We start from the raw sequence: 24711 nt of genomic DNA, 5'->3' as shown, positions 1-24711 counted from the left end.
ACCGCCAGGGGCAAAAGGAAAGGGTCGCGCATGAAGGTTCTGTTGATCGGATCGGGCGGACGCGAGCATGCGCTCGCCTGGAAGCTGGCGCAATCGCCGTTGATGACCGAATTCTACGCCGCACCCGGCAATCCCGGCATCGGCGAACACGCCGTCCTCGTGCCCATCGACATCGCGGATCATGAAGCGGTCGCGGCCTTCTGCAAGGACAAGGCGATCGATTTCGTCGTCGTCGGCCCGGAGGCGCCGCTGGTTGCCGGCCTCGCCGACCGCTTGCGTGCCGATGGCCTTGTGGTTTTCGGTCCGTCCGCCGCTGCGGCCCAGCTCGAGGGCTCCAAGGGCTTCACCAAGGATATCTGTGCCCGCTACGGCATTCCCACAGGCGCCTATCAGCGTTTCAACAATGCGCCGAAGGCCAAAGCCTATATCCGCGCCCAGGGCGCGCCGATCGTCGTCAAGGCCGATGGCCTTGCCGCCGGCAAGGGCGTGACGGTCGCGATGACGCTGGATGAAGCCCTGGCCGCGGTCGACGACTGTTTCGAAGGCGCCTTCGGCGCTGCCGGCGCCGAAGTGGTCGTCGAAGCCTATCTCGACGGCGAGGAGGCGAGCTTCTTCTGCCTCTGCGATGGCAAACATGCGCTGCCACTTGCAACCGCCCAAGATCACAAACGGGTGGGCGAGGGCGATATCGGCGTCAATACCGGCGGCATGGGCGCCTATTCGCCGGCGCCTGTGATGACCGCGGAGATGGTCGAGCGCACCATGAAGGAGATCATCGAGCCGACGATGCGCGGCATGGCCGAGAGCGGTCATCCCTTCTCGGGCGTGTTTTTCGCCGGGCTAATGATCACCCGGAAGGGACCGGAGCTGATCGAATACAATGTCCGCTTCGGCGATCCCGAATGCCAGGTGATGATGATGCGGCTGAAGAGCGATCTGCTGCCGCTGCTGCTTGCCACCGCCAACGGCACGCTCGACCAGGTCAAGGCCGAATGGAGCGACGATCCGGCGCTGACGGTGGTCATGGCCTCCAAGGGTTATCCGGCCGCTTACGAGAAGAACACGCCGATCCTCTCCCTGCCGGATGCAGGTAAGGGCGAGAAGGTGTTTCATGCCGGCACGGCTCTGAAGGACGGCGCGCTGGTTGCGACCGGCGGCCGCGTGCTGAACGTCACCGCCACCGGCGGCACGGTTGCCGAGGCCAAGGACCGCGCCTATGCGCTGCTCGACAGGGTGACCTGGGAAAACGGCTTCTGCCGGCGCGACATCGGCTGGCGGGCGATCGAGCGCGAAAAAGCCTGAGATACGGTGTAAACGACCGCATTCTTTAAATTTTTACCCTTTCCCCTGACGGGATGGAAACAAAGCTGCGCTATACCGCTCCCATAGTGAGACGGAGGTGCGTTGATGCGTCAGATTTTCCTCGGTGCGGCAATCCTGCTGATGGCAGGTTCTGCGATGGCGTCCTCGATAGAGGTGGTCGGCAAGACCGCGCCGCGCGCTGACGGCAGCATCGTCACCGAAAGCTGTGCCAATTGTCCGCCGCTCCAGGCCGAAGTGAGCAAGAAGGACTACACGGTGCCGGAGCTGAAGCCCGGCGTCCTCCAGGCGAGTGAAATCCGCGACGTCGGCGGCGAAAAAAAGATCTATCGCACCGAAGGCTGGATGGGCGGCTCGCCCGTCGTCTTCGTCAGCAAGGCGACCCCGGAAGCGATGCTTGCCGCAGCACCCTCCGCCCCGCCGGCCGACGGCATCGACATGAGCGCAACGACCGCCGCCGTCATCGGCGGCGACGCCAAGCCTGTTGCCGCCGGCATGGCGGAACAACCGGCAGCCCTCAACGTTTCCGAATTCGAACTGCGCTTTTAGAGCAACTTCCAGGAAAAGTGCGAAGCGGTTTTCCGTCCGGAATTGCGTAAAGGCAAAAACTTCCCTGCCCCACCTGATCAAGGTTTCGATCGTTTGGGGGTCCACCACTGGTGGACCGAATGCACCCTCGATGAGCAGCGGGGGTGCATTCCTGTTTTGATGCGCCGGGCAAGCTGAGAGTTCGACATGATATTGGGCCGGCGGATGAAAATCCGGCGTCTGCCTTGTAACTCTACCCCCTGATTTTGAGGGAAGTTCGCGCCGCGTCCAATAAAATTAAAGCTTTTTTATAGGGTAAGCATCAATTGTTACTTACCCGGTCGCAGCATGTTTGTTTTAGCAGCGGTAGACGCGCTCTCTTTTTCGGCGCGCTCGCACAGGCGGTAGAAAACCGCACCGGAATGCAGCCATTCATTCCCGTTGCGAGGCGTCATGAAAAATTTGAAGATATCGAAGCAGCTCATATTGCTGGTCGTCGGCCTGATGATCGCCTTTGCGATCGCCACCTCCCTGCAGATCCGCTCTTCGGTCGATGCGATCTACAAGGAGCGCTATGACATGCTCCGCGCCGAGGTTCAGTCGGCGGTCTCCGTTCTCAAGCTTTACCAGGCCAAGGTAACCGCGGGCGAAATGACGCTGGAGGAGGCCCAGAAGCAGGCCTATGCCACCGTCAACGGGATGAAATACGATCCGGACGGCTATTTCTTCGGTTATAGCTACGACGTCCAGATGGTGTTCCACTACGATGCGTCGAAAGTCGGGCAGATCAACAAGGGCCAGCCGGACAGCAAGGGCAAGCTCTATCGCGATGAGCTGGTCAAGCTCGGGCAGCAGGGCGGCGGTCTCGTCGAATATTATTCCACGGTCAAACCGGGCCAACCCGTCGGCGATTATCGCAAGACCGCCTATGGACAGGCCTTCGAACCCTGGAAAATCGTCGTCGTCACCGGCGTCTACATGGACGATCTCGATGCGCAGATAAACAGCACGATCCTGACCGCGCTCTCCGGCAGCATCGTTCTGTTCTTCCTCGCCATGGCGGCCGCCTACCTCGTCATCCGCGGCATATCGGGACCTCTCAACAACGTCCATGCCGCCCTGAAGGCCGTCGCCGAAGAGGACGTTTCCATCGCCATCCCGCATATCGGCATGAACAATGAAGTCGGCATGATGGCCAAGGCGACGCAGTCGCTGCAGGAAAAGATCAGGGAGCGCCATGCGATGTCGGATCGCGAGGCGGCCCAGCAGCTGGCGCTGGAAAGCGAGCGCGAGAACAATCAGCGCCAGCAGCAGGATGAGGCAGCGCTCCAGGCGCGTGTGGTGGCGACCATCGGCCAGGCGCTGGAGATGATCGCCCGTGGCGACCTCACCGTGCGCTGCGCCGATCTCGGCCAGAAATACGCCGCCCTGCGCGACAACTTCAATGATGCGCTGTCGCATCTCGAAGCTGCCATGGCCAAGGTCAGCGCCAAGGGCACCGATATCGGCACCAGCAAGGAAGAGATCCGCCGCGCCTCCAACGAGCTGTCGCAGCGCACCGAGCGCCAGGCGGCCAGCCTGGAAGAAACCTCCGCTGCCCTCGACGAACTTACCGTTGCCGTCCGTCAGACGGCCGATGGCGCCCATGAGGCGAGCAAGCGGGTCCACTCGGTCAGCACCGAAGCCAACCATAGCGACGCGATCGTCACCCAGGCGATCGAAGCGATGAGCGGCATCGAGAAGTCGTCGTCGGAGATTACCAAGATCATCGGCGTCATCGACGAGATCGCCTTCCAGACCAACCTCTTGGCGCTGAATGCCGGCGTCGAGGCCGCGCGTGCCGGTGAATCCGGCAAGGGTTTTGCGGTCGTCGCCCAGGAAGTGCGCGAACTTGCCCAGCGTTCCGCCGCGGCCGCCAAAGAGATCAAGGACCAGATCGCCCGCTCCTCCAGCCAGGTCGACCATGGCGTCCGTCTGGTCGGCGAGGCCGGCGAGGCGCTGAAGCGCATCTCCGACCAGATCAAGGCCGCCAACGAGATCGTCGCCAAGATCGCCCACAGCGCTTCCGAACAGGACACGACGCTGCGTTCGATCTCGTCGTCGATGAACCAGCTCGATGCCGCCACCCAGCAGAATGCCGCCATGGCCGAAGAGACCACGGCATCGGCCGAGACGCTCGCCAGCGACACCGACGAGCTGATCGACCTCATCCGCGGCTTCCGCGTCAGTGGCGAAAGCGCTGCCCCGGCCATGCATCAAGGTCGCCGCGCCGCTTAAACGGCGCGGAGGCAACAAGCCTTTTCATCACCAAATTCTTAGCGGCCGTCGGTTCTCCGGCGGCCGTGCCGTTTGAAGCTCATTGCGCGATACGTTCGATCAGCCGTTCGATCTCTCGATCGGAAAACACCTCGATCCCCTCAGCTTTCAGCGCTGCCGCCGTCACGCCGTTGCCGGCCTGCTTGCGGCCGGAAAAGGTGCCGTCATAGATGAAACCGGATCCGCAGGACGGACTGCCGTCGATGAGCAGCGCATAACGGCAGCCGGCCTGCCTGGCGAGCGCCACGGCATTTTCTGCCGCCAGCAGGAACTCTTCCGTCACATCGGCGCCCGTCAGTTCGACAACCCGCGCCTTGCCGGCCAGCACCTCTTCGCCGGTTGCGGCCTCTGCGATCTCCGCCGGCGACCGCGGCACCGTCATGCCCGCCGACATCTCCGGACAGATCGTCACCAGCCGGCCCTCGGCCCGCCATGTCTCGATCACCGGATGAAGCAACGGCTTCGCCCGCCCGTCATAGCGGACGGCGTGCCCCATGAGACAGGCGCTGACGAGAATCTTGCTTTGCATGTCTGCTTGAATAGCGCCGTAATGGCGGCAACGCCATCCGGCCGAAGCAGAACATCACCCCGAAATCTTCGAGAAATCCGCAACCGTTCCGGTCGCCTCGCGGATTAGCCGCAGCAGGGCGAGACGGTTGGCGCGGATGGCGGCGTCCTCGTCGTTGACGAGCACGTCTTCGAAGAAGCGGTCGACCGGACCACGCAGCTTGGAAAGCGCTTCCATCGCCGAGCGGAAATCTTCCCGGGCGACCGCGTCCGAGGCATCCTTCGAGGCGCCTGATATTGCGGCGAACAGCTCTTTCTCGGCATCGAGCGTCAGAAGCGCCGGCGACACGCCATCGGCAATCACAGTGCCCTTCTTTTCCTCGGCGGCGAGCAGTTGCGTCGCGCGCTTGGTGCCGGCAAGCAGGTTCTTGCCGTCTTCCGAGGTGATGAAGGCCGTCAGCGCTTCGACGCGGCGCGCCACCATCAACAGGTCGTCGGCATCTGAAGTCAGCACGGCATCGATGAGATCGTGACGGGCGCCCTGATCGCGCAGATAGACCTTGAGACGGTCGTGGAAGAAGGAGAGGAGATCGATATCCTTCGTCGTCGCCAGCAGCGGCAGGCGGATCCTTCGCTCCAAGAGGATCCTGACGACGCCGAGGGCCGCCCGCCGCAGCGCGAACGGGTCCTTCGAACCGGTCGGCTTTTCATCGATCGCCCAGAAGCCGATCAGCGTATCGAGCTTGTCGGCAAGCGCGACCGTGATCGCCACTCTGTCCTCCGGCACGCGGTCCGACGGGCCCTGCGGCTTGTAATGGTCCTCGATCGCGGCGGCAACGGAGGCATCCTCGCCCTGCAGCGCCGCATATTTGCGGCCCATCAAGCCCTGCAGTTCCGGGAATTCGCCGACGGCTTCGGTGCGCAGATCGGCCTTGGCCAGCACGGCGGCGCGATCGACGAGAGCCGGGTCGGCGCCGGTGATGTCGGCCAATTGCTTGGCGAGCGCGCGGATGCGGGCGACACGCGCGCCCTGTGTGCCGAGCTTGGCATGGAAGGTCACGTCAAGCGCATCGAGCTTGGCCATGCGCTGGTCGAGCGGCTTCTTGATGTCGAGGCCGAACTTTGCCGCCGAAGCTGAGAGCGTTTCGAGATCCGGCAAATTGCCCTGATCGCGTTTCCAGAAATGCAGCGCATCCGAAAGCCGGGCCCGCACGACCTTGCCGTTGCCGTGAACGATTTCCTTGCCGCCGTCGCTTGCCTGGATATTGGAGACGAGGATGAACTTGTTAGAAAGCGTCTCTTCACCCTGTTTGCGGGTGACAAAACACTTCTGGTTGGTCTTGATCGTCAGCCGGATGATTTCCGAGGGGATCGAGAGATAATCCTCCTCGAAGCTGCCCATCAGCACCTGCGGCCATTCGACGAGGCCGGAGACTTCCTCCAGCAGGCCTTCGTCTTCCACCAGCTCCAGCCCGTTGGCAAAGGCGATGTCGCGGGCGTCGTGCAGGATAATGTCCTTGCGGCGTTCGGCATCGAGGATGACCTTGGCCTTTTCCAGGTGCGCCGCATAATCGTCGAAGCGCCGGACGGTGATCGCCTCGGGCGCATGGAAACGATGGCCATAGGTGATGTTGGAAGCGGTGATGCCGTCGATCTCGAGGGGGATGACGGTGGTTTCTTCATGCTCCGGGCCGAAGGTGCAGACGATCGATTGCAGCGGCCGCACCCAGCGCAGCGCGCCGGGCTTGGAGGAAGCCTTGCCCCAGCGCATCGATTTCGGCCAGGGAAAATCGCGGATGATGCCAGGCATGATATCGGTGACGATCTCTTCGGTCGCGCGGCCGGGCTTGGAAATGACCGCGACGTAGAAATCGCCCTTCTTCGGATCGCTTACCACCTGCGCCTCGGAGACCGAGGAAAGGCCGGCGCCGCGCAGAAAACCTTCGATCGCCTTCTCGTTGGCGTCGGTGCGCGGTCCCTTGCGCTCCTCGCGCACATCGGCCGAGCGTGCCGTCAGGCCGTGAATGTCGAGCGCCAGTCGCCGCGGCGTCCAGTATTCGCGCGCGCCCTCGTAGGACAGGCCCGCTTCGACAAGCGCATCGGTGACGAGCTTCTTCAGGTCGCCAGCAGCCTTGCGCTGCATGCGGGCCGGAATCTCTTCGGAGCGGAGTTCGAGAAGAAGGTTTGGCATGTCGAATTTCCTTGCCTCCCACGACCGGGGAGGGATGGCGTGGGCGCCGGGTCAAAACGTTGCTTCTGCTAGCAAAGAATGGCGCATCTGCACAACCGCAAAATCGCCGTCTTTCCGGCATGCTTATCCTGTGGATCGGCGTCTGCCTGATAACTCCAACATTGCCTTGCCGCTTTTCGCCGCTATGGTCCCGCCACCTCAGTCGAAACAGGAAATCCCCAGGAACCCCATGGCCGCAGACCTCCGTTTCCTCGCAGCCCGCATCTCCGCCGAAATCAACGCCCGGCCCGACCAGGCCAAAGCCGCCATCGAGCTGCTCGACGAAGGCGCCACCGTGCCCTTCATCGCCCGCTACCGCAAGGAAGTGACGGGCGGGCTCGACGATACGCAGCTGCGCAATCTCGCCGAGCGGCTGGTCTATCTGCGCGAACTCGAAGCCCGGCGCGACGCGATCGTCGAATCGATCACCGGCCAGGGCAAGATGACCGACGAGCTGATGGCCAAGGTCTCAGGCGCCGAAACCAAGGCCGAGCTCGAGGATCTCTATCTGCCCTATAAGCCAAAGCGCCGAACTCGCGCCGAAATCGCCCGCGAACGCGGCCTCGGCCCGCTTGCCGAGGCAATCCTCACTGAGCGCACCAGCGAGCCGGCGGTCCTGGCCGAAGGCTTCGTCACCGCCGACGTGGCGGATGTGAAGACGGCGCTCGAAGGCGCGCGCGACATCATCGCCGAAGGCATTGCCGAAAATGCCGACCTGCTCGGCAGATTGCGCGCTCATATGCGCCAGGCCTCGCTGCTGAAGGCCAGGGTGGTCGACGGCAAGCAGGCGTCGGGCGAGAAGTTTTCCGATTATTTCGACCATTCCGAACGCTGGGCGACCGCGCCGGGACACCGCGCGCTTGCCATGCTGCGCGGCTGGAACGAGGAGGTGCTGACGCTGACGATCGAGGCCGACGCCGAGACCGCTTCTCCGAACAAGCCGGTCGAACGCATGATCGCGGCCGCCTACGAGATCGGTGCGACCCGCCCCGGCGATCGCTGGCTGATGGAGGTCGCAAGCTGGACCTGGCGCGTCAAGCTCTCCATGTCGCTGTCCCTCGACCTGATGCGCGAACTGCGCGAAAGGGCCGAAGAGGAGGCGATCCATGTCTTCGCCCGCAATCTCAAGGATCTGCTTTTGGCCGCACCTGCCGGCTCGCGCGCGACGATGGGCCTCGATCCCGGCATCCGCACTGGCGTCAAGGTCGCCGTCGTCGACGGCACCGGCAAGGTGGTGGCGACATCGACCGTCTATCCCTTCCAGCCGAGGAACGACGTGCGCGGCGCCCAGATCGAGCTCGCATCGCTGATCCGCAAGCACAATGTCGAACTGATCTCGATCGGCAACGGCACCGGCAGCCGCGAAACGGAAAAGCTGGTGGCCGATATGCTGGCCGAGTTGCCGGCGCCGAAGCCGACCAAGGTCATCGTCTCGGAAGCCGGCGCCTCGGTCTATTCCGCCTCGGCGACCGCGGCGGCCGAGTTTCCCGATCTCGACGTGTCGCTGCGCGGCGCCGTCTCCATCGCGCGGCGCCTGCAGGATCCGCTGGCCGAACTCGTCAAGATCGAGCCGAAGTCGATCGGCGTCGGCCAGTATCAGCACGACGTCGACCAGCAGAAGCTGTCACGTTCGCTCGATGCCGTGGTGGAAGATGCGGTGAACGCCGTCGGTGTCGATCTCAACACCGCGTCTGCACCGCTGCTGTCGCGCGTTTCCGGCCTCGGCCCGTCGATCGCCGATGCCATCGTTCGCCACCGCGACAGCGAAGGCCGTTTCGAGACGCGAAAGGATCTCCTGAAGGTCGCCCGCCTCGGCGGCCGCACCTTCGAGCAATGCGCCGGTTTCCTGCGCATTCCCAACGGCAAGGAGCCGCTTGATTCCTCCTCGGTGCACCCGGAGGCCTATGGCGTCGCCAAGAAGATCGTCGCCGCCTGTGGCCGCGACCTGCGTGCGCTGATGGGCGACAGCGCCGTGTTGAAATCGGTCGATCCGCGCCAGTTCATCGATGAGAAATTCGGTCTGCCGACGGTCAAAGACATCATCGCCGAGCTGGAAAAACCCGGCCGAGACCCTCGTCCGAGCTTCAAGACCGCGACCTTTGCCGAGGGCGTCAACGAAATTTCCGACCTGAAGCCCGGCATGGTGCTGGAAGGCACGGTGACCAATGTCGCCGCCTTCGGCGCCTTCGTCGATATCGGCGTGCACCAGGATGGTCTGGTGCATGTGTCCCAGCTTGCCGATCGCTTCGTCAAGGATCCCCACGAGGTCGTCAAGGCGGGCGATGTCGTCAAGGTGCGGGTCGTCGAAGTCGACCCGAAGCGCAAGCGCATCGCTCTGTCGATGAAACGCGATGACGGTTCTGCCGCACCGCCGCCGCGTGGTGATTCTCGCGGCAACCAGGGCTCCCGGCCGCAGAACGAGCGCCGGCCGGCGCCTGCCAAGCCGGAGAGCCAGGGCGCCTTCGGCGCGGCGCTTGCCGAAGCCATGAAGAGAAAATAAGGGTTTAGCCGGTGTTTCGGCAAAAATGCAACAGTTTGGCAGCGTTCTGAAGGGAGTGCTAAATCCGGCGCTTGTAAGGCGAATGAGAGCTACTAAGTTGATGTGACCATCCTGTCACATTTGCGAGGCGTCCATGGCGTCGGCTTTCCTTTCGATCGTCCAGCAAATCATCCGCAAGGGTTCATTGAAGCTTACCCTTGCCAATGGCGAGACCCACACTATCGGCGACGGCACGGGTGAAACCGTTGTCGCCCGCCTTGCCGATCAGGAGGCCGAGGACGCCATCCGGCGCGACCCGACCATGAAGCTCGGCGAAATGTACATGCAAGGCCGGTTCATTCTCGAACAGGGCAACATCTACGATTTCCTGTCGCTGGTGAAACAGAACACCACCAACGAAATCTTCGATTTCAAGATGGCGGCACTGCTCCTCGGCCGCATCGCCTGGCAGCAGCTGAAGAGCCGCGTGCCGGTCAATCGCAACAAGCACAACGTCGCCCATCACTACGACCTGTCGGCCAAGCTCTTCGATCTTTTCCTCGACGAGGACTGGCAATATTCCTGCGCTTATTTCGAGCCGCCGGGCATCGGTCTCGACGAGGCGCAACTCGCCAAGAAACGCCATATCGCCGCCAAGCTTCTGCTTGAACCGAACCAGCGCATCCTGGAGATCGGCTCCGGCTGGGGCGGCATGGGCATGTATCTGACCGAGGCGACCGAAGGCGCCGATTTCACCGGCATTACGCTGAGCGAAGAACAGCTCAAGGTCTCGCGCGCCCGCGCCGAAAAGCGCGGTCTTTCCGATCGCGTGCGTTTCGAGCTGCAGGACTACCGCACCATGACGGGCAGGAAGTTCGACCGCATCGTCTCGGTCGGCATGTTCGAACATGTCGGCATCGGCAATTACGGCAATTTCTTCCGCAAGGTATCAGATCTCCTCGACGATAACGGCGTCATGGTGCTGCATTCGATCGCCCGCCCGAAGCCGAGCTTCGGCACCAATGCCTTCATCGAGAAATATATCTTCCCGGGCGGCTACATCCCTTCGGTCGGCGAGGTGGTGCCGCCGCTCGAAAAGGCCGGGCTGCTGGTCAAGGATATCGAAATCCTGCCGATGCATTATGCCTATACGCTGCGCCATTGGCGCGAGCGTTTCGTGGCGCGCAAGGCCGAAGCGGTGGCGCTTTACGACGAGCAGTTCTTCCGCATGTGGGAATTCTACCTGGCGGGTTCCGAAATGGGTTTCCGCTGGGACGAGCTCTTCATTCTGCAGATCCAGCTCGCCAAGAACCAGTTCGCCGTTCCCGACAACCGCAGTTACATCGCGCGCAACGAGGCCAAGCTGAAGGAATTCGAGGCGAGGCGTGCGCCGCTTGAGAAGGTGGCGTTCTGATCCCGAAGTGCCGAGGCCCGCAGGACCTTCGTCGAGGGACCGGCTATCATGAAAGGACGTGCGGATGAGCAGTGCGTTTCCCGAGATCTACCTGGTCCGCCACGGTGAAACCGAATGGAGCCTGTCCGGGCGCCATACCGGACGCAGCGATATTCCCCTGACGGCGAATGGCGAGGAGGCTGCCCGCAAACTCGCCGGCCGGCTGGCGGGCCTCTCCTTCTCCGCAGTCTGGTCGAGCCCGTCCGCGCGGGCCCGCAAGACCTGCATGCTCGCCGGATTCGGCTCGGGCGCGGTGATCAAGGAGGAACTCGCCGAATGGGACTACGGCGCCTATGAAGGCATCACGACCAAGGCGATCCTTGCCGACCGCCCCGGCTGGCAACTGTTTCGCGACGGTTGCCCGAATGGCGAATTCGCCGCCGATGTCGGCGCCCGCGCAGACGCCGTCATCCATGCGCTTCGCGAAGCGGCAAGCACCATCCTGATCTTCTCGAGCTCGCATTTCCTGCGCGTGCTCGCCGCCCGCTGGCTCGGCCTGCCGCCGGAAGGTGGGGCGTATTTCTCTCTCGATACGACCAGCATCAGCGTGCTCGGCTATGAGCACGACCTGACGGAACCGGTCATCCGCCGCTGGAACCAGCGCTAGTGTACGATCGCCTCCCTCGTTGCCGTGGTTAACATTGGGGTAACGAGATCCGGATAAATGAAGTGAGCGCCGCCTCCGCGGCTTTTGTTTTGCGTTTTCTGGAGTGCGGACGTGTTTCATCGATCAGTCGTATCGATCTCTTTGGCCATTGCCCTTTTTTCTTTTGGTTCGGCAGCCGCGCAGGAAAGCGGCCAGCACTTCTGGTCCGGCGACTGGTATCTGAGCGTCGGCGTTGCCGGCTTCTCCGCGCCGAAATTCGAAGGCTCGTCGCATAATGAATTCAAATTCAGCCCGCTGATCTCGGTCGGCCGCCAGGGCGCCGGGCCGCGCTTTTCCTCGCGCAACGACAATCCTTCCTTCGCCCTCATCGACAAGGGCGCCTTCCGCGCCGGTATCGTCGGCAGGTTCGTCCCGTCGCGCGATGACGGCGACGGCAACGAGCTGAAGGGCATGAAGAAGGTCAAATGGGGCGCCGAAGCCGGTGGTTTTGTCGAAGTCTACCCGACCGATTTCCTGCGCGCCCGTGCCGAAGTCCGCCAGGGCATCCGCGCGCATGACGGCGTCGTCGCCGATCTCGCCGTCGACGCCTTCACCGATATCGCGCCCGACCTGCAGCTATCAGGCGGCCCGCGCGCGACCTTCGCCACCAGCGGCTATTACGACGCCTATTACGGCGTCAACGCCAGGCAGGCGGCGGCAAGCGGGCTTGATCCCTATAAGCCCTCGTCGGGCATCCAGTCCTATGGCGCCGGCACGGCGCTCACCTGGAAGGCGACGGAAAACCTCCAGGCAAGTTCCTTCCTCGAATATAAGCGGCTGGCCGGTCCCGCCGCCGACAGCAGCCTCGTGCGCGAACGCGGCTCGAAGAACCAGCTGCTGATCGGCGTTTCAGCGACCTACAAGTTCAATTTCTCTCTGCAGTGAGGGACGGCACTGCGCGTCGTTCAGGCGCGCAACGACGCCGTAACGCTTTGAATCGCCGCATGATTTCACCCCCGGATCGATTCCGGTCGAGGGAATGGCGAGCAGCAGCGCAATGATCGCTTCTTGACCGGATCGGCGGCCCGCCGCTAGATGAGCGGCATGCACGATACTGGCGACTTCCACGACCGCGTTTCCGACGCACCTTCCGATAACTGGGTCTACCGGATCCTGCCGGCATGGCTCTGGCCCTATGCGCAGCTTGCGCGCTGGGATCGCCCGATCGGCTGGCAGCTCTTGATGTGGCCGTGCTTCTGGTCGGCGACCCTTGCCGCCAATGCGGCGATCGGCGAGGGGATCTATTCCGGCAGCGTGCTGGTGTCTCACCTGTTTCTCTATTTCATCGGCGCGGTCGCCATGCGCGGCGCCGGCTGCACCTATAATGATCTCGTCGACCACGAGATCGACATGGAAGTGGCGCGCACGCGGTCGCGTCCGCTCCCCTCCGGCCGCGTCACCCGCCGCCGGGCGAAGATCTTCATCGGCCTGCAGGCGCTGGTCGGCCTCTTCGTGCTCTTGCAGTTCAACTGGTTTACCGTCTTTCTCGGCGTGCTCTCGCTTGGCATCGTGGCGCTTTATCCCTTCGCCAAACGTTTCACCGACTGGCCGCAATTCTACCTGGGACTTGCCTTTTCCTGGGGCGCATTGATGGGCTGGGCCGGCATTTTCGGCGGTCTCTCCTTCGCTGCCGTCCTGCTTTATGCCGCCTCCGTCGCCTGGACGATCGGTTACGACACGATCTATGCGCATCAAGATAAGGAGGATGACGAGCTGATCGGCGTCCGCTCCACCGCGCGGCTGTTCGGCGACAGGACGCGGCAATGGCTGATCGGCCTTTATGGGCTGACGCTGGTGCTGATGTTCATCGCTTTTCTGCTCGCCGACGCCAATCTCATCGCGTTTCTGGCTTTGCTCGGCGCCGCCGGCATGTTCGCCTGGCAGATCGTCCGGCTCGATATCGACGATGCCGCGCAATGCCTGGCGCTCTTCAAATCGAACAACCGCGTCGGCCTGATCATCTTCTTCGGCCTCTTCGTCTCGCTGCTCTTCGCCATTCCCTGAATGGGACGATGCATGAAACGATAAACCCGGCGCGGGCGCCGGGTTTCAAAATGGTTCCGAAGCGACGTTCCCGAATGGAATTGTCGCGTTTTTGTTCAGTTGCGGGCGATGATTTCCTTACCTTCGATCTTCATCGCGACACCCAGCCGGCCGGTGGTGCGGCGCACGAGGAAGCGCGGGCGGCGATTGGCGAAGTAGGAATGACGGCGGCGGGGCTTGATGTCGCTGGTGCGCAAGGCGCCGATATGCTCTTCGAGCGGACGCGCGACGCCGTCGGCTTCGACCATCAGCATCGGGATGCGGAAGGCTTCGGACCAGTTGCGCCAGTCGGCGGCGATGTCGCTGAGATCATGGGCGACGAGCAGCGGAATGCAGAGCTCCGGATCGGCGTGGTGGAGCTCGAGCGTTACGGTGACTTCGCCGTCGCCATGGTCGATGGCGCGGGCGGCGACACCCTGGAAGACGCGCTTCGGCAGCGCAATCGAGAGCGGCAGGCCGCTGGAGGGCAGGACCTTGCGCAGGACCGCGCCGCGTTCGTCTATCGTGATACTGACGTCATCCGAACAATCATGGATGGCATAGCTGACCTGCTGGGGAAAGCGGGACGGATCGAGGCGTAACGTCGTGCCAGCCCAAGCGGGCTTCATAACGGGATTGTTCATTTCATTCTACCCTTGTCTTACCTGAGAGCCGATTTCCGGTCTTCTCCTTGGGACTTTTCGTCCTCTATGGCCGACAATAGGCACCCGCCCTTCCGTACAGCTTAAAAATTGCGGTTAAGAAAACTTTGCCTCCTCTGATGGTTATCAAAACCGAATCCGGCAAGGTTTCCGGAAGGTGAACGGTGCGATGTCCTGAAACGATGCATCCAGAAGTAAGCCTCAGGTAAGCTTTCCATGGCAAAATGTGCTCACCAGCAGTTCGTCGTTCTTTTAGAAATTTTGGGTGAAAAGGGCGCTTTTCATGATCTCGGCTTCCCTCGCATATACGATCCTGTCGCGGGATATGACGTCCAGCCTCAACAAGGTTGCGTCGCAGGCGACGGTCAAGAAGGATGCTCAGTACTACGCCGACAATATCAACAAGGTCGAAAACGTCGACGACTTCCTCGGCGACTACAAGCTCTACAGCTATGCGATGAAGGCCTATGGTCTCGAGGACATGACCTATGCCAAGGCCTTCATGAAGAAGGTGCTCGAAAGCGATCTCACCGACCCCGACAGCTACGCCAACAAGCTTTCCGATACGCGTTACCGCGAGTTCGCCGCCGCCTTCAATTTCAACGCGCCGGCCAAGGATGTGCAGACGGACGCACAGGAAGACGACCTGATCGGCCTCTACAAGCAGTCCTTCATCGATGCCGACAAGGCCGCGGCCGCCGAGAGCACCTATTACAGCAACAATATCGATAGCGTGCAGAGCGTCGACGACCTTGTTAACAACACCCGGCTGCGCACCTATGTGCTGAAGACCTTCAACATCGATCCGACCTACGCGTCGACGACTTTTCTGCGGCAGGTGCTGACGAGCGATCTCAGCGACCCCACGAGCGTCGTCAACACCCAAGGCGGCGACAAGTACAAGGCGCTTGCCGCCCAGTTCAGCTTCAATGCCGACGGCACCGTCAACGGCACGGCGCAGACCGCCGCGCAAAAGGCCTCGGTCATCGAGTCCTACACCCTGAATTCCCAATCCGTCATCATCGACAATTCGGTCGGCTCGGATGTCTATTACGTCGGTCAGACGGCGGCGGACTACAACAAGGCCTATTACACGGCGAAGATCGGCACGATCACCAATGTCGACGATCTGGTCGCCGACAAGCGCCTGACTTCCTACATCACGACGGCCTACAGCATGGGCGCCGACTTCACCGCGGCCGCGCTGCGCACGGTGCTGACCGATCCCAGTTATGCACAGCTGATGGGCTTTACCAATGTCTACAATGCTTTCAACTTCAAGGCTGACGGGTCGGCCTCGAGCACGGCGCGCGTCCAGTCGGTCGATCAGTCAAACAGTCTGAAGGCGGCCGCATCGAGCACGACCAACTATTATTCCGTCACATCGCAGTCGAGCAGCATCACCAATGTCGACGCCCTGCTGGCCGATAGTGTGCTGGCGCGCTACATCAAGGATGCCTACGGTCTCGGCACGAGTTTCAGCAATGCCGACCTGAAGAACATCCTGACCGATTCCACCTATGCCGCGGCCCAGGGCCATGCCGATCTCAATGCCGACTTCAACTTCCAGGCGGACGGCTCGATCAACGGTTCCGTGATCCAGACTGCGGCGCAGCGGAAATCGACCACCGACAAGTCGGCGGCGAATGCAGCGCACTTCAACAGCATGATCGGCAGCGTCACCAATGTCGACGACATCATGTCGGATGCGGTTTCGGTCAGCTATCTCAGAAACAGCATGCAGATCGCAGACAGCGTCTCCGACGCGACGTTGAGGACTTTCCTGGTCGACCGCACGGCTGCTAGCGCCCAGGGCTACAGCGACGTTCACGACCTCTTCAATTTCAAATCGGACGGTTCGATCGCGACCCTTTACGCCTCGCAGACGGCGACGCAAAGCGCCAGCACCACCAGCAAGGCCGACAATGCGGCAGTCTACTACCAGTCGACCATCGCCGGCATCTCGAACGTCGACCAGTTGCTGACCGACCAGAAGCTGAACAATTTCGTGCGCAACGCCTACGGCATCCCGTCGACGGTCAACGATGTCGCTCTTCGCGCTATCCTGACCGATCAGAGCGGCACCGGCACCTATGCCGACGTTGCCGCCGCCTTCAATTTCAAGGCGGACGGCACGCTCGAGGACGGCATGGCTGCGCAGACGGCGTCCCAGATCAGCAGCACGAAATTTGCCGCCTCGGCGCGCACGGATGATTATTCCGCCAGGATGTCGACGATCAGCAATGTCGATGAGCTGCTTGCCGACAGCGCCATCACCAATTTCCTGAAGAGCACCTACAATCTGCCGTTCAATATTTCGGACGCCGATCTGAAGAGCATCCTGACCGATGCGACGGCCGCTGCCGCAGCCGGCCATGCCGATCTCAATGCCGACTTCAATTTCGCTGCCGACGGCTCGCTTCCCGTCGCCACCTCGGCCCAGACGGCCGATCAGGCGCAGACCACCAACGACAATTATGCGGCGCGCTACGACGACGAACGCGACGAGGCGATCGACGAGGTCCTATCCAACTACCAGAAGCTTATGGCCGACAGCAGCAGCCTGCTGAATTTCTCCGACGTCACCAGCGTCAATGATTTCCTGCGCAGCAATTCGTCGGCTGATTTCAGCAAGGGCAACGACAACCTGCCGGATCTCTTCCATGTGGCGCTGCAGGCCTTCGGTCTGACCGACCAGGAGGTCTCGCGCTCGATGATGCGCAAGATCCTGACGAGCGATGCCTACGACCCGAATGGCTATGTCGCCTCGCTCAAGGATGAACGCATCACCAACCTTGCCCGCGCCTTCAATTTTGGCCCCGACGGCAAGGCGGCATCACCCTTCCAGGCACTGCCCGACGCGACCATGGCCAAATACGCCACCGACTACAGATCGCATATCACCATGCTGATGAAGGACGGTCCGGTGAAGGACAAGGCGGCGAAGGACGCGACGGCTGAGGTCGACTATTTCGCCAAGGGCATGGCGAAGGTGAAGTCGCTCGACGATTTCCTCGACGACAGCCGCCTGACCGACCTGGTGCTGAAAGCGAACAATCTTGACCCGAAGGACTACGACAAGGCGACGCTGAAGAAGATCTTCACCTCCGATCCCGACGACAAGAAGAGCTATCTCAACGCCACCGCCGATGCCCGTTTCAAGGACATCGTCGCCGCCTTCAACTTCGACAAGGACGGCAATCTGACCCGTGCCAAGATGGGCACCATCCAGAACAAGGCGGCCGAGGAGCACACCCAGGAGCTCTATGTCCAGCAGACGATGGAAACCCAGGAGGGCGAATCCAACGACGGCGTTCGCCTGGCGCTCTATTTCAGCCGCAAGGCCCCGAGCATCACCTCGATCTATTCGATCCTCGGCGACAAGGCGCTCTATCAGGTCATCACCACGGCCTACAGCCTGCCGTCGCAGATCTCGGGCATGGACGTCACCAAGCAGGCCGATCTCATCAACCGCTTCGTCAAGCTCGAGGATCTCCAGGATCCGAAGAAGGTCGACAAGCTGCTGCGGCGGTTCACCGCGATGTACGACGTCCAGAACGCCACCCAGCAGTCGCCGGCACTGCAGATCCTGACCGGCGGCGGCACGCAGTAAATCTAAGGTAATTTCAGGAAAGCGGGCAGTGGCGCAAATGGCTGCCCCTCACCCTAACCTTACCGGGGTCGACCCCGGTCGATGGCGGCAACCGGATGAGGGCCGGTCTCGCCGACCTCACGGCTCGAGGCTGACGACCTTGTCCGGGTTCATGATATTGGCCGGGTCGAAGGCGCGCTTGATGCGGCGCATCAGCTCGATTTCGATCACTGGGCGGATTGCCGCCAGTTCGTCGCGCTTCAGCTGACCGATGCCGTGCTCGGCCGAGATCGAGCCGCCATGAGCGAGCACCAGCCCATGCACGATATGGTTCATTTCGCGCCAGCGGGCGATGAAGGCGGCCTTGTCGGCGCCGACCGGCTGGGAAATATTGTAATGGATATTGCCGTCGCCCATATGGCCGAAGGCGCAGATGCGGGCGCCCGGCATCGCCGCCATCACCGCTTCTGCGGCCTCGGCCATGAAATGCGGGATCCTCGACACCGGCACGGAGACATCGTGCTTGATCGACCCGCCTTCCGGCTTCTGGGCATCCGACATGCTCTCGCGCATGTGCCAGATCGCCTTCTGCTGCGCCACGGAGGCGGCGATTGCGGCATCCAGCACCAGCCCGGCCCCAAACCCCTGTTCCAGCACGCCGTTCATCATCCGCTCCGCCGTCTCGGCCGAGTCCGAGGTCGAAATGTCGATCAGCACGTACCAGGGATAGGCGGCATCCAGCGGATCGCGCACGCCGTCGATATGGCGCGTGGTGATCTCGACGCCGAAACGCGGCATCAGCTCGAAACCGGTGAGCGAGGTGCCACAGAGGCTGGAGGCCAGGTTGAAGAGGGCAAGCGCATCCTCGACCGAATTCAGGCCGGCAAATGCCACCTGATGGCCGAGCGGCTGCGGGAAGAGCTTCAGCACGGCGCCGGTGATGATGCCGAGCGTGCCTTCGGCGCCGATGAAGAGATCGCGCAGATCGTAGCCGGTATTGTCCTTCTTCAGGCGGCGCAAGCCGTCCCAGATTTCGCCGGTTGGCAGCACCACTTCGAGGCCGAGGCAGAGCTGGCGCATATTGCCATAGGCAAGCACGGCCGTGCCGCCGGCATTGGTGGATAGATTGCCGCCGATGCGGCAGGAGCCCTCGGAGCCGAGCGACAGCGGAAACAGCCGCCCATGCGCCTCGGCTGCCTTCTGCACCTCGGCCAGGATGGCGCCGCCATCGGCGACCAGCACATTCGCCACCGGATCGACATCGCGGATCCTGTTCATGCGATCGAGCGACAGGATGATATCGCACTTGCCGGCACGCGGCGTCTGGCCGCCGACGAGGCCGGTATTGCCGGTCTGCGGCACGATCGCCGTTCCGGTCGCGGTCGCAAGCTTCATGATATCAGAGACTTCCTCCACCGAGCCGGGCTTCAGGAGGAGAGGGGAGGAGCCGCGATAGAGCCCGCGGTTTTCGATCAGATGCGGCGCCAGGTCGGCCTCGCCGCGAAGCGCGTATTTTTCGCCGACGATGGCGACGAAGCGGTCGAGCAGTTCGGTGGAAATGCTGGGGCTGCTCATCGGGCTCGATCCTCCATTCTCAAGGCGACCGCAAAGCGATCGTCCGGGCCAATCCAAGTCTTTCAGTCGCGGGGTGCGGCTGCCCGCTGCAGGCGGTCGTTGATCGCTTCGCCGAGCCCCTCTTCGGGAATCGGCGAAAAGGCGATGCTCGATGCTCCGGTGGCATCGGCCCGCTTCATGTAGTCGAAAAGATTGGCCGCCGCCTCGGCGAGATCGCCGCGCGGGCTGAGGTCAAGCACGATCCGCGCGCCGTTGGCGCCGGAGACCGCCGCGCTGCCGAAGGCGATCAGCGCTTCACCGGGTTCCACCGCCGTCGCATTGAGGCGCACGGAAGCGCCCGGCGCGTAGTGCGAGGCGAGCATGCCTGGCGCCTCGATTGCCGCCGAGGCCGTTTTCGCACGCAGCAGCGGTTGGCCCGCGACGCGCTCGATCTCGCGCGCCGCCAGTCCACCCGGTCGAAGCAGCCGCAGCCAGCCGCCCTCTGCCTTGACGATCGTCGATTCGACGCCGACGGCACTTGGGCCCGCATCGAGGATCAACGGGATCCGCGAGCCGAGATCGGCGTCGACATGGGCGGCACTCGTGGCGCTGATCCCGCCCGACGTATTGGCGCTGGGCGCTGCGAGCGGCCGTCCGAAGGCGGCGATCAACGCGCCGGCAAACCCTTCCGGCACACGGACGCCGACGCTGTCGAGCCCGGCGGTCGCCAGCGAATGGATCGGACTATCAGGCTTCAGGGGCAGCACCAGCGTCAGCGGCCCGGGCCAGAAGGCCGCAGCGAGCGCCCGCGAGAGCGGGTCGAATTCGGCATGTTTTTCGGCCATCGCCAGATCGGCCATATGGCAGATCAGCGGGTTGAAACGCGGCCGTCCCTTTGTCTCGTAGATGCGGGTGATGGCGACAGGATTGGTGGCGTCGGCTGCAAGGCCGTAGACGGTCTCGGTCGGGATGGCGATGGCAAAGCCGTCGGCAAGAGCGGCTGAGGCCGCTTCGATCGCTGCCTGCCTGTCTGCCTTTATGTCGATTATGCGCGCCATGTCCTGCCCGATAAATTAGCCCCGGCAGTCATTAGGCTTTCCGTCGGCGGCGATCAATCGCCTTATAGCTGCCGGATGATTTCGCGCAGCTGTTCGTTGCGGGCGCCGAGCAGGAGGATGTTGCGGATCGCTGCCTGCGGATCATGGGTGCGGAAGAGCAAGCCGTTGCCGCGCACCGACCGGTCGATGGTCATCTTTTCCGTGGAGTTCTCGCCCGGTTTGATGGCGACGGCGAAATACATGCGGGAATAGCCGACATCGATGCGCTCGAAGAAATTGTCGTTCTCGCCGATGTCGGAATAGAAATTGGCGATGTAGAAAGCCCAGCTCACGTCCTCGTAATGGGCGAATTTCGTCCGCGAGGCGGTGACGTGGCAATAGCCGAGATGCGGGCTGTCCTCCAGCGTCCGGTGGAAGATCATCTTCGGAAACTGGATCGAGTGGTGAAAGCCGTTGATGTGCTGATGCGTCTTCTCGCCGGCCACCTGCAGCTTGCGCGCGGTCTTTGCGGCGACCTCATCATGGGTGAGATAGCGCTTTTCCTCTGCCAGCCAGTGGCGCCGGTCGCGGGGGATGCGGCCGGTGCGCAGGAATTCGGAATGCGCGGCAATCAGCTGCGGCTCCTGCGATCTGCTCGCATCTTTCGCGTCGAAATAACGGAGTTTGGCCATGGTTCGCGTTCTTCGGTCGGTCGGTAATCGTTAGAAGGATAGGACGGTATGCTTAAGGCGATGTTAAAAATGACCCGGTGGCCGGCCGGCTGACCGGCAGGCGCCGGCAGATGTCGCAAACGCGACGGCGATCGATGTCAGGCAGCCGACCTCTTGCGTGACGGCTCTTTACGCCATGTCGCAATTGAGGATAATTGCCCGGAGAGTCGGACAATGAGAGTCGGACGATGTGATCGACCGGGATGAGCCGCTTCAAGCCTTGCCGCATCCTGTCGTCAATTTCGAAGCCGATGTCGCATTACAACCAAGCGGCAACCATGCTCGGTGATTAAATGGCGCCATGAACAATTCTCCCGAAGGAGAAGGAAGCGGGCGCGCTTCCGCCAGCCCTCTGTTCGAGGGTGGCAACCGGGTGCACGAGGACATGAAGATGGATATTCGCAGCAACGTTTTGCGTCAGCTCAAGAGCCGCCGTGAGGGCTTCAGCCTCGAACAGCCGTTCTACATAGACGAGGATTATTTCCAGCTCGACATGGAGATGATCTATTATCGCGACTGGCTGTTCATCGGCCATGATTGCGAACTGCCGAAGCCGGGCGCCTATTTCACCGTCCAGATCGGCAGCTATCCCGTCGTCATCGTCCGCGGCAAAGACAATGTCATCCGCGCCTTCCACAACAGCTGTCGCCATCGTGGCTCGCGCGTCTGCACCAAGGAGCACGGCTCCTCCGTGCGGCTCGTCTGCCCCTACCATCAGTGGACCTATGATCTCGAAGGCAAGCTCGCCTTCGCCCGCCACATGGGCGATGATTTCGACAAGACCGGCTTCAATCTGAAACCCGTCCATTGCGAGGTCGTCGCAGGCTATGTCTTCATCTGCCTTGCCAACACCGCCCCTGATTTCCAGCCGGTGCGCGACAAGATCGAACCCTATGTCGCGCCGCACCGGATCAGCGAGAGCAAGGTCGCCTTCCAGAGCACGATCATCGAGAAGGGCAACTGGAAGCTCGTCTGGGAAAACAACCGCGAGTGCTATCACTGCGCCGCCAATCATCCCGAACTCTGCCGCACCTATCCCGAAGCCCCGAGTGTCACCGGCACGGATGGCGGCGCCGACGATCCGGAGATCGCCGGCCATTGGGCGCGCTGCGAGGCTGCCGGCCTGCCGAGCAAGTTCCAGATTTCGCCGGACGGCCAGTTCCGCACCGCCCGCATGCCGCTGATCGAAGATGCCGAAAGCTACACCATGTCGGGCAAGCGCGCCGTCAAGCGCCCGCTCGCCGACGATATCTCGATCAGCCATATCGGCACCATGCTGCTCTTCCACTACCCGACGACCTGGAACCACCTGCTCGGTGACCACGCCATCTCCTTCCGCGTGCTGCCGCTCAGCGCCAACGAGACAGCGGTGACGACCAAGTGGCTCGTCCACAAGGACGCCGTCGAAGGCGTGGATTACAATCTCGAGGAACTGACCCACGTCTGGACCGAGACCAACGACCAGGATCGCCGGATCGTCGAGGAAAACGCCTTCGGCATTCACTCGCCCGCCTATGAGCCCGGCCCCTATTCGTCCCTGCATGAAGGCGGCGTCATGCAGTTCCTCGAATGGTATTCGAACTTCATGGTGAACCGTCTGCAGGGCGACCAGGCGAAAATCTCGGCCGTTGCCTGAACGCACACTGGCTGAGCCGGGCGGTTAATCTCCGGTTCAGTTCGGATTCTCTAAAAGGAAAGCTGCCGGTCCCGGCGGCTTTTGGAACCATTCAGGCGCGAAAGCGTTGCTGGGCAGGCGGTGCTCGCTGTTGAATGGGAGAAAACAATGATCGGGCTAAGAAACAACATCGCAACCGCAGTTCTGGCCGCCGCCGTCGTTCTGACGGGCTTTGCGCCGTCGCAGGCCATCCAGATGCCGACCGCTCCGCAGGTGGAGAAATCCTCGGCGGTCGAGGACGTCCAGTACCGCCGTTATTATCGCCGCGATTATTACCGGCCCGGCTATCGCCCCGGCGCCTATTACCGGCCCGGCTACTACGGCGGCTATCGCGGATATTCCTATTATCGCCCGGGCTATCGCCATTATAACGGCTACTGGTATCCGCTCGCCGCCTTCGGCGCCGGCGCAGTCATCGGCGGCGCCATCGTCGCCCAGCCGCGTTACGTCGAGCCCGCGCCCCGCATGGGTTCAAGCCATGTCGCCTGGTGCGCCAACCGCTACCGGTCCTATCGCGCCTACGACAATACGTTCCAGCCCTATAACGGCCCGCGCCAGCAGTGCTATTCGCCGTATTGAGGCAGGAAGCGCGCCGCGCTTTCGATCGCTCCGTGTCAATGCGGTGTGATGTGGTAGTCGTACCACCGCGCCATTCGCTGCATCGGCGGCGAGTTTGGCTGGAGCGTTCCCCCATCCTCCGTCATCCTCGGCCTTGAGCCGAGGATCCATGCCCGCTGCTGATGGAGGCCCACATGGATCCTCGGGTGAGGCCCGAGGATGACGGAGGGTGGGGCGAACTCTGTGGCAAGTTCCGCGACGTGTGATGGATAGGAGCGAACCGAAGCTGCCCCCGCCAGTTACGCCAAACGCTTCCGCCTCAAAGAATATCCACCCGCCGCAGCAGCCACCAGGCAAAAGCAATAGACGCGACAATGAGGGCGACGGCGTATTCGGTGCCGTAGTCGCCGACGGCGAAGGGCAGGTTGGCGGTGTTCATGCCGAAGAAACCGGTCACCAGGGTCGGCGGCAGCAGGAAGGCCGTCATGATCGACAGCAGATAGAGGTGGCGATTGGTTTCGGAGGATTGCTTCGAATCGATTTCTTCGTGCAGCAGGCGCGCCCGGTCCTGCAGCGCATAGATATCGTGGTCGACCGTTTCCAGCCGGCTGGTCAGGCGCCGCGCCACATCGTCGAAGCCGAAGGGCATCTCGTCGTCGTCGGCCGCCGCCGCACGGCGCATCAGCGCCAGCACTGTGCGCAGATGCCGATGCAGCCTGACCACGGTTCGCCGCACCGGCGCTAAGCGCCGGCGTTCGTCGCGCGGCGCGTTGTCGTAGACGATATCCTCGATCTGGTTCAGCTCTTCGGTGAGTTCGATGACGATCGTAATCAGCGTGCGCTGGAATTCGATCACCAGCAGTTCGAACAGATCGACCGGCCGCGAAAATTTGCCCGGGTTCTTCTCGATCAGCGCCCGCGCCCGTTCGACGCTGCGCAGCGGCTGCAGCCGCGTGGTGATGATGAAGCGATCGGACATGGCGAAATGCAGCCAGCCGAGATTGTTGGTGTCCTGGGCGAAATCGCGCTGGCAATCGACGAGCGTGCCATAGAGCATCTGCTCGTCGACGGTGATGGCCGCATGCGTATCCCGCGTCGTCAGCGCCGATTTCGCATCCTCCGTCAGCCCGTCCAGGGTTTCGAGCAAGGCCGGCACCCGGGCGTCGACAAGGTTGAGGTGCAGCCAGTAGAAACAGTTGTCGGCGGTCAGTTCCGCCACCGTCGCACTATTGTTCAGTCGCACCGCGGTCTTTTGGTCGGGCGAGAAACGATAGGCCCAGACGAAACCGGGTATGGTGACGGGCAATGTATCCATTGGTCGCCGATCCTTTGCGAAGGCGATATCGTTCTTTAAAGTGTCTTCATGACGTTCATTTGCGCAAGGGTGCAAGAGCCAAGCGC

18 protein-coding genes are annotated in these 24711 nt (G+C 62.3%); 11 read left to right on the top strand and 7 right to left on the bottom strand.

The window, feature by feature from the left end; genetic code table 11:
* Positions 1 to 30 precede the first annotated feature (30 nt).
* The 3 genes from purD to EEQ99_RS12600 all read left to right on the top strand — a co-directional run bounded on the left by purD (position 31) and on the right by EEQ99_RS12600 (position 4125).
* Positions 31 to 1302: a phosphoribosylamine--glycine ligase gene (gene purD / locus EEQ99_RS12610; protein WP_127430538.1), complete on the top strand. Its 1272-nt coding sequence runs from the start codon at positions 31 to 33 to the stop codon at positions 1300 to 1302.
* Between the two features lie 105 nt (positions 1303 to 1407).
* A complete protein-coding gene (locus EEQ99_RS12605) occupies positions 1408 to 1869 on the top strand; it encodes a plant virulence effector HPE1-like domain-containing protein (protein WP_028756689.1) in 462 nt (153 codons plus the stop codon).
* 432 nt (positions 1870 to 2301) lie between these two features.
* Positions 2302 to 4125, top strand: a complete 1824-nt coding sequence (locus EEQ99_RS12600; RefSeq protein WP_063476435.1) for a methyl-accepting chemotaxis protein — start codon at positions 2302 to 2304, stop codon at positions 4123 to 4125.
* Between the two features lie 79 nt (positions 4126 to 4204).
* Here the strand turns inward: EEQ99_RS12600 and EEQ99_RS12595 are convergent, their stop codons facing one another.
* Entirely contained in the window at positions 4205 to 4693 is a 489-nt protein-coding gene (locus EEQ99_RS12595; protein WP_047613861.1) for a 2-thiouracil desulfurase family protein, read from the bottom strand.
* Positions 4694 to 4747: 54 nt separating this feature from the next.
* Positions 4748 to 6862, bottom strand: coding sequence for a glycine--tRNA ligase subunit beta (glyS, locus tag EEQ99_RS12590; RefSeq protein WP_127430537.1), 2115 nt, complete (start codon positions 6860 to 6862; stop codon positions 4748 to 4750).
* Positions 6863 to 7091: 229 nt separating this feature from the next.
* Between glyS and EEQ99_RS12585 the strand changes: the two genes are divergently transcribed.
* The 5 genes from EEQ99_RS12585 to ubiA all read left to right on the top strand — a co-directional run bounded on the left by EEQ99_RS12585 (position 7092) and on the right by ubiA (position 13483).
* Positions 7092 to 9401, top strand: coding sequence for a Tex family protein (locus tag EEQ99_RS12585; protein WP_097622959.1), 2310 nt, complete (start codon positions 7092 to 7094; stop codon positions 9399 to 9401).
* A 133-nt stretch (positions 9402 to 9534) separates the two neighbouring features.
* Complete coding sequence (locus EEQ99_RS12580) at positions 9535 to 10794, top strand: cyclopropane fatty acid synthase (RefSeq protein ID WP_028756694.1); 1260 nt, start codon at positions 9535 to 9537, stop codon at positions 10792 to 10794.
* 64 nt (positions 10795 to 10858) lie between these two features.
* Complete coding sequence (locus tag EEQ99_RS12575) at positions 10859 to 11440, top strand: histidine phosphatase family protein (protein ID WP_028756695.1); 582 nt, start codon at positions 10859 to 10861, stop codon at positions 11438 to 11440.
* Between the two features lie 111 nt (positions 11441 to 11551).
* A complete protein-coding gene (locus EEQ99_RS12570; protein ID WP_028756696.1) occupies positions 11552 to 12364 on the top strand; it encodes a MipA/OmpV family protein in 813 nt (270 codons plus the stop codon).
* Between the two features lie 159 nt (positions 12365 to 12523).
* Positions 12524 to 13483 (top strand): 4-hydroxybenzoate octaprenyltransferase, encoded by a 960-nt coding sequence (ubiA, locus tag EEQ99_RS12565; RefSeq protein WP_028756697.1) that lies wholly within the window; start codon positions 12524 to 12526, stop codon positions 13481 to 13483.
* 95 nt (positions 13484 to 13578) lie between these two features.
* Here ubiA and EEQ99_RS12560 read toward each other — a convergent pair whose 3' ends face one another.
* Positions 13579 to 14145 carry a DUF6101 family protein gene (locus tag EEQ99_RS12560; protein WP_028756683.1) on the bottom strand — a complete coding sequence of 189 codons (567 nt, stop codon included), beginning with the start codon at positions 14143 to 14145 and terminating at the stop codon, positions 13579 to 13581.
* Positions 14146 to 14446: 301 nt separating this feature from the next.
* Here EEQ99_RS12560 and EEQ99_RS12555 point away from each other — a divergent pair, with 301 nt between their 5' ends.
* Entirely contained in the window at positions 14447 to 17776 is a 3330-nt protein-coding gene (locus tag EEQ99_RS12555) for a DUF1217 domain-containing protein (protein WP_127430536.1), read from the top strand.
* 117 nt (positions 17777 to 17893) lie between these two features.
* Here EEQ99_RS12555 and EEQ99_RS12550 read toward each other — a convergent pair whose 3' ends face one another.
* From EEQ99_RS12550 to EEQ99_RS12540, 3 genes are all read right to left on the bottom strand, one after another.
* Positions 17894 to 19330 carry an FAD-binding oxidoreductase gene (locus tag EEQ99_RS12550; RefSeq protein ID WP_127430535.1) on the bottom strand — a complete coding sequence of 479 codons (1437 nt, stop codon included), beginning with the start codon at positions 19328 to 19330 and terminating at the stop codon, positions 17894 to 17896.
* 62 nt (positions 19331 to 19392) lie between these two features.
* Entirely contained in the window at positions 19393 to 20367 is a 975-nt protein-coding gene (locus EEQ99_RS12545) for an L-threonylcarbamoyladenylate synthase (protein ID WP_127430534.1), read from the bottom strand.
* Between the two features lie 62 nt (positions 20368 to 20429).
* Positions 20430 to 21038 carry a DUF6656 family protein gene (locus EEQ99_RS12540; RefSeq protein ID WP_028756679.1) on the bottom strand — a complete coding sequence of 203 codons (609 nt, stop codon included), beginning with the start codon at positions 21036 to 21038 and terminating at the stop codon, positions 20430 to 20432.
* A gap of 430 nt (positions 21039 to 21468) precedes the next feature.
* Between EEQ99_RS12540 and EEQ99_RS12530 the strand changes: the two genes are divergently transcribed.
* Both EEQ99_RS12530 and EEQ99_RS12525 read left to right on the top strand, forming a co-directional pair.
* Positions 21469 to 22713 (top strand): aromatic ring-hydroxylating oxygenase subunit alpha, encoded by a 1245-nt coding sequence (locus EEQ99_RS12530; RefSeq protein ID WP_028756678.1) that lies wholly within the window; start codon positions 21469 to 21471, stop codon positions 22711 to 22713.
* 147 nt (positions 22714 to 22860) lie between these two features.
* The gene (locus tag EEQ99_RS12525; protein ID WP_127430533.1) at positions 22861 to 23331 is read left to right on the top strand and encodes a BA14K family protein; all 471 of its coding nucleotides are present in this window, start codon (positions 22861 to 22863) and stop codon (positions 23329 to 23331) included.
* 298 nt (positions 23332 to 23629) lie between these two features.
* Here the strand turns inward: EEQ99_RS12525 and EEQ99_RS12520 are convergent, their stop codons facing one another.
* Positions 23630 to 24625 (bottom strand): transporter, encoded by a 996-nt coding sequence (locus EEQ99_RS12520; protein ID WP_127430532.1) that lies wholly within the window; start codon positions 24623 to 24625, stop codon positions 23630 to 23632.
* Positions 24626 to 24711 lie beyond the last annotated feature (86 nt).

The sequence above is a fragment of the Rhizobium anhuiense genome (assembly GCF_003985145.1).
In the GTDB taxonomy this organism is placed as follows: Bacteria; Pseudomonadota; Alphaproteobacteria; order Rhizobiales; family Rhizobiaceae; genus Rhizobium; species Rhizobium anhuiense.
The sequence above is the reverse complement of the archived record's forward strand: the minus strand, read 5'-3'. Positions and strand labels throughout refer to the sequence as shown.